The sequence below is a fragment of the Rhizobacter sp. genome (genome assembly GCA_021153565.1).
GTDB lineage: Bacteria > Pseudomonadota > Gammaproteobacteria > Burkholderiales > Burkholderiaceae_C > Albitalea.
This window is the reverse complement of record JAJKJU010000155.1, coordinates 1-8,858: the sequence shown is the minus strand read 5'-3', so window position 1 is coordinate 8,858 and position 8,858 is coordinate 1. Positions and strand designations below refer to the sequence as shown.

Annotated in this window: 10 protein-coding genes; 5 read left to right on the top strand and 5 right to left on the bottom strand. The window is 62.7% G+C overall.

What is annotated here, in order from left to right:
• Nucleotides 1–167 precede the first annotated feature (167 nt).
• Nucleotides 168–644: a VOC family protein gene (locus tag AC30NL_RS09475; RefSeq protein ID WP_489463756.1), complete on the bottom strand. Its 477-nt coding sequence runs from the start codon at nt 642–644 to the stop codon at nt 168–170.
• A gap of 166 nt (nt 645–810) precedes the next feature.
• Nucleotides 811–2,304, bottom strand: coding sequence for a DUF4139 domain-containing protein (locus AC30NL_RS09470; RefSeq protein WP_489463755.1), 1,494 nt, complete (start codon nt 2,302–2,304; stop codon nt 811–813).
• Nucleotides 2,305–2,734: 430 nt separating this feature from the next.
• Between AC30NL_RS09470 and AC30NL_RS09465 the strand changes: the two genes are divergently transcribed.
• Nucleotides 2,735–3,058: a hypothetical protein gene (locus AC30NL_RS09465; protein ID WP_489463754.1), complete on the top strand. Its 324-nt coding sequence runs from the start codon at nt 2,735–2,737 to the stop codon at nt 3,056–3,058.
• 354 nt (nt 3,059–3,412) lie between these two features.
• Here the strand turns inward: AC30NL_RS09465 and AC30NL_RS09460 are convergent, their stop codons facing one another.
• The 3 genes from AC30NL_RS09460 to AC30NL_RS09450 form a co-directional block, all read right to left on the bottom strand.
• A complete protein-coding gene (locus tag AC30NL_RS09460) occupies nt 3,413–3,865 on the bottom strand; it encodes an HU family DNA-binding protein (protein ID WP_489463753.1) in 453 nt (150 codons plus the stop codon).
• Nucleotides 3,866–4,009: 144 nt separating this feature from the next.
• A complete protein-coding gene (locus AC30NL_RS09455) occupies nt 4,010–5,098 on the bottom strand; it encodes a TAXI family TRAP transporter solute-binding subunit (protein ID WP_489463752.1) in 1,089 nt (362 codons plus the stop codon).
• A gap of 14 nt (nt 5,099–5,112) precedes the next feature.
• Nucleotides 5,113–5,817, bottom strand: coding sequence for a hypothetical protein (locus AC30NL_RS09450; RefSeq protein WP_489463751.1), 705 nt, complete (start codon nt 5,815–5,817; stop codon nt 5,113–5,115).
• A gap of 521 nt (nt 5,818–6,338) precedes the next feature.
• Here AC30NL_RS09450 and AC30NL_RS09445 point away from each other — a divergent pair.
• The 4 genes from AC30NL_RS09445 to AC30NL_RS09430 all read left to right on the top strand — a co-directional run.
• A complete protein-coding gene (locus AC30NL_RS09445) occupies nt 6,339–6,941 on the top strand; it encodes a DUF1326 domain-containing protein (protein WP_489463750.1) in 603 nt (200 codons plus the stop codon).
• A 21-nt stretch (nt 6,942–6,962) separates the two neighbouring features.
• The gene (locus AC30NL_RS09440) at nt 6,963–7,754 is read left to right on the top strand and encodes a DUF2182 domain-containing protein (protein WP_489463749.1); all 792 of its coding nucleotides are present in this window, start codon (nt 6,963–6,965) and stop codon (nt 7,752–7,754) included.
• A 14-nt stretch (nt 7,755–7,768) separates the two neighbouring features.
• Nucleotides 7,769–8,659, top strand: a complete 891-nt coding sequence (locus AC30NL_RS09435; protein ID WP_489463748.1) for a DMT family transporter — start codon at nt 7,769–7,771, stop codon at nt 8,657–8,659.
• On the top strand, nt 8,656–8,858 hold a 203-nt coding region (locus AC30NL_RS09430; RefSeq protein WP_489463747.1), incomplete at its 3' end, for a hypothetical protein. The genes AC30NL_RS09435 and AC30NL_RS09430, both read left to right, overlap by 4 nt.

The window sequence follows — 8,858 nt, the reverse complement described above, 5'->3', positions numbered from 1 at the left end:
TGAGAGTATTTCGATCATGCCCGCTCATCACGTCAAAAGACCCCTGCTCGTCGTTGCAAATGCTCGCCATAGCCCGGGCTATGGCTGCGCTTTGCGCCTAGTTCAGGCGCCTTTGACGCGCTGCTCGGGCACGCTCGAAAAACTCTCAGCCTCTGAGGTATCGAAGCCTAGACCCCGGGGAGAGGCTTCGATACCTCAGCCCGAACGGGAGTTGGGCCGCCTCTGAGCGGCACAGGCTCTCCGTTGACGATCCACGGTGTGCCGAACTTGTCGACGAGCATGCCCCAGGCCTTGGCCCAGAAGGCGCCTTGCATGGGCATGATCACCTGACCGCCGCTGGAAAGCGCATTGAAAACTTTCTCCGCCTCCGCCACCGTCGCGTAGTCCACCGCAATGGATACGCCCTTGATTCCCTCATACGGCATGTTGTCAGGGCAGTCGCCCGCGAAGAGCGTTCCACCGCCGGGCAGCGCGAGCCGGGCATGCAGGATGCGATGGGCGGATTCCTTCGGAATCTGTTCGGCCATGGGCGAGTCGGCGCCGCTCATCAGCACTTCGAGCTTTCCGCCAAGGGCCTTCTCATAGAAACGCACGGCGTCCGCGCAGTTGCCGTTGAAAGCAAGGTAAGCGATGGCTTGAGTCATTGAATTTCCTTTCGTTTGGATGAAGGGCGGGGCCGCTTTGGATGACCTCGCATCAACATGACGCGCGGGCTGGGTCCGAATCGACGCGCACTTCTCCTTCTACACATTCTTTTCTTGACCACCCATGCCCCTCGGGTCGTCACGGCTTTCACGACTTGGCTATTGCTCAGTACCGCACCAAGACCCTGTACTTGAGTGTCATAGTGCCCCCGGCCGGAACGTTGACCTGCCACTCCGCCGTGCCTGCTGCGACCTTCGCATGTGTTTGCGACTCCTCCAGCATCGTCCAATCGCCGGGCACCGGCTCTCGCACGGTGACGCTGACCGCTTCGGTCTTGGCATTGCGCAGCACGATCTGATAGGCGCTTTCGAAGACGTAGCTCGCCTTGTTGGTCGGTTCACGGCGGCGGAAGTCGGTTTGCTTCTTGTCAGCCGTCACATCGAAGGCATCGCCCAGATGCAGGCGCACCTTCTCGTTTTTGGGCGTGTGGTCGATGCGATCTTCGCCCACGAACTGCGCATTGCCTGCACGGTCGCGTTTGTACACACGCACCACGCCCTTGGGCAGGGGCTGGCCCAAGTGAGCGTTCTCGCGATTCCCAAATTCGACGTAGATGCCGGCCTTCAACTTCTGTCCGATGTCCCCGACACTTGCGCGGTAGTAGTAGTCGCTGCCGTTGAGCAGCAGCTCTTTCTTGACCGGCACCCCGGTCGCGTTGAGCAATGCGACTTGCTTGGTCTGGTTGTCCGCGAGCGTGGTCGGACGGTTGAGCGTGTAGAGGTGATATTCGAACAGCGACTCTTGTGCCATGGGGCTCGGCGCCGCCACGGCGCCGCTCAACACCATCCTGTCGGCTTTGGCCATCCGTAACTCTTCTTTCACCCGATTCACGTCGCCTGCCACCAACTGAAGCTTGGCATTCGAGTACGCCGTGCCGCTGCGATTGGTCAATGTGACCCAGCCGTTGAGATCGAGCGCGCTGTCGTCCGCGTTCAATTCGGCGACATAGTCGGCCTGCCAAGACAGGCCACCGGTCAGGTACGAGAGTTCCAGGGTTTGCGGGCCGGTCCGCTTGCTTTGCAGCTCGGTCACCAGGGTCGGCCGATCGCGCAGATTGGGCGGCACGCCGTCGAAGACGATGCGACCAGGCACGCCGGTCTCGATGCGATCGCCCATCTTCAACACGACACCGCTGCTGGCGGCCAGCACTTGCGCGGTCTCGACGGTTTCGGCGCCCGTGGTGGGATGAGTTTTCACCACGCGCACCGTTCGGCCCACATATTTTTCTAGGAGCTTTGCTGGTGTGAGCAAATCGAAATCGAAATTCTGCTCCAGCAAATCGAAGGAGCCTGGGTGCGAAAGGCTGCGCAACTGCGCGGTCTCGGGTCGCATGCGCGCGCTCACGTCGCGAAGTGCAAGGCGGTTCGTTCCGCTGTCGAGCGAGGCGTTGCGTGCATCCTTCACCAGCGCCAGATCCTCGTTGTAGATGGTCACAGCGATGGACTGCTGATCATCGAGGGTGCTTCGCCGCTCTTGCCCTGCACTTGCATTGGCCGCCGTGAGCGGGGTGATGGGTTGTTGTTGCGCAAATGCGCTCGCGGCCTGGAGGGCGAGAACGAGTGCCGCAAGGGCGATGGGGGACTTGGCTGCCACTGGCATGGTTTCTCCTTGGTGGGTCATGTGATGCGTGCTCATAGGGTTTGAACGGCGGACAAGCGACGACGGGGTTAAGGACATGGCCCAAAACAATTTCCCGTTTTGGGGCGCTCGGAGCGCCTTGCATCGCATCCCCGCCCTGCGCCTCCAAAACGGAAAATTATTCCGGGCCATGTCCTAAAAGTCCCGACCGGGGTTTGCGGTTCGCCTGCGCTGAAACTATGTTTACTGCACGTGGCGCCGACGGTGTCGGGTCACGCAGGGGCGCGACCGCGCCGCGGCTCGAATCGAGGCACGGCGCTCGCGTGGGCGAGGTCAGCAAACAAGCCAGGTGCTTGGAAAGGAGCTTCACATGATGGGCGAACGCATAGGCGAACAAACCGGCAAGGTCACATCACAACGAGTGCTCCCGACTGCCGGCGGAGCGCCCCGGATGGAAACGTCGTTCCAAGGTGCCGGCTCAGTTTACGGTGTGGGTGCCAACGACACTGGCACGTACATTGCCACGATGCGACCCGACGGCACGCTGCATGGCGAAGGCCAGGGCGTGCTGATGGGCAAGGGAGGCGAGGCTGCCACGTGGACCGGGCAGGGTATCGGCACGCTGAAAAAGGACGGCTCGGTCAGCTACCGCGGTGCCGTCTACTACCAGAGCGCATCGCCAGCCTGGGCGCGCTTGAACAGCATCGCAGGTGTCTTCGAGTACGAACTCGATTCCCAAGGGAACACCCGCGTCCAGCTCTGGGAATGGAAGTAGTTCTCTTCGCTGGCAGCCAGTGTCCTTGAGCACTCGTGCTTCCGGATAGGCCAGTGATTGCATGCGTATCGAGGTCGACATGAGCACTGACCCATCTCAGGAGTCTTGTGTTGGCTCCTCTCCCCTCTGGGGAGAGGTTGGGTGAGGGGCTGCGGTGATGGCAACCCATGGCCTTATTCGCCGCCCACGGCCCTCACCCCGGCCCTCTCCCAGAGGGAGAGGGAGCCAAGACCTTGCAAGGGGTGGGCTTCAATACGCCGCAGGCATGCCCTGTCCTGAGGTATCAATGGGTCAGCCCGAACAGGCTCTGCGAAGCTGCTCCGAGCCAAATCGCTCGTTGCGCTTCGGATCAGATCAGAGCGCAGCGTCCTTGAGCTTTTTCAGCGCGCGCGTCTTGATCTTGACGGTCGCGGGCTTGGCAGCAAAGACACGTTCTTGCTTGGTGAAGGGGTCGATGCCAGTGCGCTTCTTCTTGGCAGGGACGTTGATGACGTTGACCTTCAAAAGGCCCGGCAGCGTGAATGAGCCCAGACCCTTCTTGTGCACGGATGCCAGGATGGTGGCCTCCAGCGAGGTGATGATGGCTTTCACGGCCTTGAGTTCGACGGCCGCGACTTCCGCCAGATGAGCGATCAGGCTCGTCTTGTTGAAGGCGGTCTTGATGGGCTTGACGATGGCCACGGGTTTGGCCGGCGCTGCAGCCTTGACCGCCTTTTTCGCGGGTGCCGGGGTCTTCGTCATGACTTTCTTTGCGGGAGCAGCGCTCTTGGCCGGCGCCTTGGTCGTCGTTTTCTTTGCAGTTGCCATTGGTTTTAGTGTCCTGAGAATTGAAAAGATGCCCCACGTTGGTGGGGCCGCGCATTCTAGGCGCCGAGCGTTCTCATGCACCTGCTAGTGCAGGTGGGCATCTCGGCGGCTGAGGGCCAAGAAAGCTCTCAACGCTTTCAGGCGCTACTTGCACAAGCCCAGGATGCGTTCTTGCTGCGTGCATGCGGCCGCAGTCTTGGCCTTGATTGCGGTGTCGGGGGTGCAGTTTCGCAGCACACGCTCCGTCACCGGGTAGTACGACCACCCTCGGCCGAGTTCCGGCAGACGCAAGTCGACTTCGCGCCACTTGGGATGGCCCTGAGCCTGCAACTGCGGAAAGTTCTGGCACAGCGAACGAGCGAACGCGCTCAGGTGGACCGAGGTCGAGGCAACCTTGTAGTCGTAGGTGACGAGAAATGCCTTGACGGCGACCGCAGACAGATCGCCGTCAAGCAGACTCGGGTAGCTTGACGCACGCACCGTCGCTGGAAAATACGTCTTCAGCGCCGCCTTGCCGGCGGGGTCGTTGGGGTCGAACTTGAGAAGCTTGACGAGCTGCCGCGCCTCCGGCTTCATGTCCACGAGCAGCTTGGCAGGTTGCCCGGCAACGACGACGACGACGTCGATTGTCTTGTCTCCGATCAGCTTGACCAGCGCTTCTTCGTTCGTGTTGTAGCTGATCTTGCCTTCAGGAATCGTCGCACCGAACATCTGCCTGTAGATGGTCGTCGCCGACATCGCGGTTCCGCTGCGCAGCGGGCCGACGTTGATCTTCGCGTCCTTTATTTCGTGTACGAAGTTGAGCGGCGAATCAGATCGCGCGATGAAATAGATCTCCTCGTTGTACAGAGGCATGATGACCCGAAGAGGTCGGATCTTGGTCCGCGCGTCCGTGTTGCCACCCTTGGCGAGATCAAGAAAGGCCTGGTACACGTCGGACTGCACCATCGCAAATTTCACACCCTGTTCGTAGCGCAGGCGCTCCACGTTCTCCGAAGATCCGGCGGAAGGCAGCACCTGCATGTCGATGTTGGCGTCGGGTGTCACGAACTTGGCAATGTCGCGCCCGATCTGGATATACGTGCCGCGCTCGGAGGCGGTGACGATCTTGTACTGTGCTCTGGAGCCAGCGCTTGCCGCGGCGCGAGGATGCGTCTGCGCAGCAAGCGATGGCGCGGCCAACAGACCCCACATCACGACAAACAACAGCGCGGCCAGTGATCTTCGCGACATGTGTGCAATCTCCATCATGCAGGTTCGAGTGAACACAGGCCGAGCGCAGCGACCTGCGGCGTGCATGGCGCGTTAACCGGCGCAGGCGCCGGTATTTCGCCGTCAATGTGCGATGCCGCCTTGGGGTCAGCATTGGGCAGCGTGCGCTTGGCTTCAGCGGGGGGCTCGGGGCCAAGCGGCGAACGATCCGCGTGTCGCTGTGACGATGTGTCGTTTGGCGACGTGGTGCTTGCCGAAACGTCGGCGCGGCCTGGGGTCGAAGCTTGGACACGCGATGCTGCCAATGGCTCTACCGTGCGGGATTGTTCTTGCTGCCAGGGACTCGGCATGAACAATGTCCAGCCTGCCGCCCCGGCAATCAACGATGCTCCGATTGCCCATCGCCACGCCTGAGTGCGGCGTGCGTGCAAGTGCTCTCGCGGCAATTCCATTTCGGACAGAACCGCCTCGATCGGAGGCAATGAGTGCGCATCGGCGTCGTCATTGGCTGCCCGTTCCGACGGCGTCTCGCGAAGGACCGGGGAGAAACTCGGCTGCGCAAAGTCATTCGATGATTCATCGTCTGAATGCACCAGCAGCTCGGGCGGTGCTGATTCCGTGGCGAGTGCCGCGCGCAGCGTTCCTTCGCATTGCCAGCATTCGGCCGCGTTCATCCCGTTGGAAGCACCGCATGCGCGGCACGATGTCAGGTATCTCAATTCCTGCCGCGCCTTTTTCATGATCAACCTCTCCTGGTCACTCCATCGCCGTCTGGCTCCGGTCCACTTGAACCGACGTGATGAAGCGCCATGTCTTGATGCTTGTCAATCCCGCGCCGAGGGGTCGGGGAGCTTCGATTGAAGCGATTAGGACATGGCCCGGAATAATTTTCCGTTTTGGGAGCGCAGGGCGGGATGCGATGCAAGGCGCTCCGAGCGCCGTGTGGCGCGCCACACAAGCAAGGAGCAACGCCGCAGCGCGCCCGCCCTGCGCTCCCAAAACGGGAAATTGTTTTGGGCCATGTCCTTACATGCAGGCTTCGACGGGATTGGCCAAGACGTTTTCGAATGCTCGTGAGTTTCGCGAGGGAAAGGGTGTTGGTGCGTCACGGGGCGGTGACCAGCACGAAACCAGCTGCGAAAGAGGAACGGAGGTGAAGCGATGGACTCCGCTGGCAACGCGGCGTAGCATGACTGCCCACCCGCCAGTGGGAATCGGCGGCACGCCAACAAGCAACTCTGCGTTCGTCGAAGGAGGTTCTATGAGCTATCACTTGGAAGGCCGCCTGCTGGAGGTCTGCAATTGCCGCGTCTTGTGCCCCTGCTGGATCGGCGAGGATCCCGACAACGGGACTTGCGACACGATCGTCGCGTGGCGCGTCGACAAGGGCACGATCGACGGTGTCGATGTCGGCGGCAACACGATTGCCGCGGTGGCTCATGTCCCGGGCAACATCTTGCTGGGCAACTGGACGGCAGCGATCTTCGTCGACGACAAGGCATCCAAGGCGCAAGAGGACGCACTGCTCAAGGTCTACACCGGACAGGCCGGCGGGCCGGTTGCCGATCTCGCCAAGCTGATAGGCACCGTGGTGTCGGTGGAGCGAGCACAGATCCAGTTCGACGTGGTCGGTGGCAAGGGAACGCTGGCGATCGGGACGGACTATTACGCGGAGCTCGAACCCTATCTCGGAGCCACCGGCGGCAAGACGACGCTGTCGGACACCGTGTTCTCCACCGTGCCCGGCGCGCCGGTGTTCGTTGGCAAGGCACCGGTGTATCGCTCGAAGAACGCCGCCATCGGCATCGACTTGGACATCAAGAACCACAACGCGCTGCAAAGTACTTTCGTCTTCGACGCCTGACCGCCGCGGTGCCGCCCGCCCATGGTCGACGCAGCACGTCACCGCCGCGTGTTCCTGCCGGTGCTCGGCGCGCTCAGCGCGCTGGCCTGGGTGGCGCTTTGGGCCTGGGCACGCACTCCGTACGGGCGCTACATGGACCATGGCGACTGGACCGCATCGGGGCCGGCCGCGTTCCTGTGCCGAGTCGTCCCGGCGGGTGGCGTCGTCGTGCCTGCCGCGCTGTATGGCGTGGCGTGGATCCTCATGAGCATCGCTATGATGCTGCCGAGCACCCTGCCGCTGTTCACCGTCTTCGAGCGGTTGATCGCGCAGCGGGCGGACCGCAAGCGTCTGTTGACGCTGCTCGGCGCGGGCTATCTGGCGGTGTGGGGCGCCTTCGGGTTGCTGGCTCACGCGCTGCACGCGGCATTGCTGGCATGGGTCGGCAGTGTTCCAGTTTTGACCTTGCACGGCTGGCTGATCGGCACGGCAATCATCGCCGTGGCGGGTGCCTTCCAATTCAGCGCGCTCAAGCACCTCTGCCTGGACAAGTGCCGCACGCCGCTGAGCTTCGTCATGGAGCATTGGCGTGGCCGATCGCAGGCATGGCAGGCCTTCCTGCTCGGCGCGCACCATGGGCTGTTCTGCGTCGGATGTTGCTGGGCGCTGATGCTGCTCATGTTCGCCGTGGGCGCGGGCAGCCTGGGCTGGATGCTGCTTCTTGCCGCGGTGATGGCCATCGAGAAGAACCTGACCTGGGGCCGGCGCCTGAGCGCGCCACTCGGGGTGACGTTGCTCGCGTGGGCGGCGCTGTTGGTGGCGAGCCAAGTGTAGGGGCGGATGATTCCATGCGCGCGGCAATCAAGGCCTTGCCCGGCGGCGCGCGCACCATGCTGCTCACCGCTGTCGCCATGCTCGCCTTCGCAGCCAACTCACTGCTGTGCCGGCTCGCGTTGCAGCAGCCGGTCATCGATCCGGCCAGCTTCGGCAGCGTCAGGCTGATCTCAGGCGCATTCGCACTGGCCCTCATCGTGCGGATGCAGCCCGCTCGCAATGCGCCGAGCCGGCCAGACTGGCTGGCGGCGATGATGCTGTTCGCCTATGTCGCGTGCTTTTCGTTCGCCTACCTCACGCTCAGCGCCGGCACCGGCGCGCTCATACTGTTCGGCGCGGTTCAGGTCACCATGTTCGGCGCGGGCTTGCGCGCAGGCGAATCATTTCGACCCGTTGCCTGGGCCGGGCTGCTACTGGCTGTGGGTGGGCTGGTGTACCTGGTGTCGCCGGGCTTGAGCGCGCCGCCACTCGTGGGCGCCGTGCTGATGGCCACCGCCGGCGTTGCCTGGGGCGCCTACTCGCTGCGCGGTCGCGCCGTCGCCGACCCGCTTGTCTCTACCGCGGGCAACTTCCTGCGCGCGGCGCCGTTCGCGATCGGCTTGAGTCTGCTGCTGGCCACCCATGCACACGCCACCATGCCCGGCCTGGCGCTCGCCATCGTCTCTGGCGCCCTGACCTCCGGAATCGGCTATGTCATCTGGTACGCGGCGCTGAATGGCCTCTCAGCAATGCGCGCTGCGACCGTGCAGTTGTCGGTCCCGCCCATCGCTGCCTTCGGCGGCTCGCTGCTGCTGTCCGAGGTGATCACGCCTCGCTTGGCGCTCGCTTCGGCCGCGATCCTTGGTGGCATTGCTCTCGTGTTGAGCAGCCGCGCCGCAGGCCAAGGCGCGCGGCGCAGAGCGTGAGTGCACCTCAGGGTGTGCCCTTTTATTTGGCATTGGCTGGTGCCATCGTCATCCTTCTGCTTCAGCATCCCTCACTTCGAGTGTTCCAATCCGTGCCTTCAGAGGCTGAGAGTATTTCGATCATGCCCGCTCATCACGCCAAAAGCCCCCTGCTCGTCGTTGCAAATGCTCGCCATAGCCAAGCTATGGCTGCGCTTTG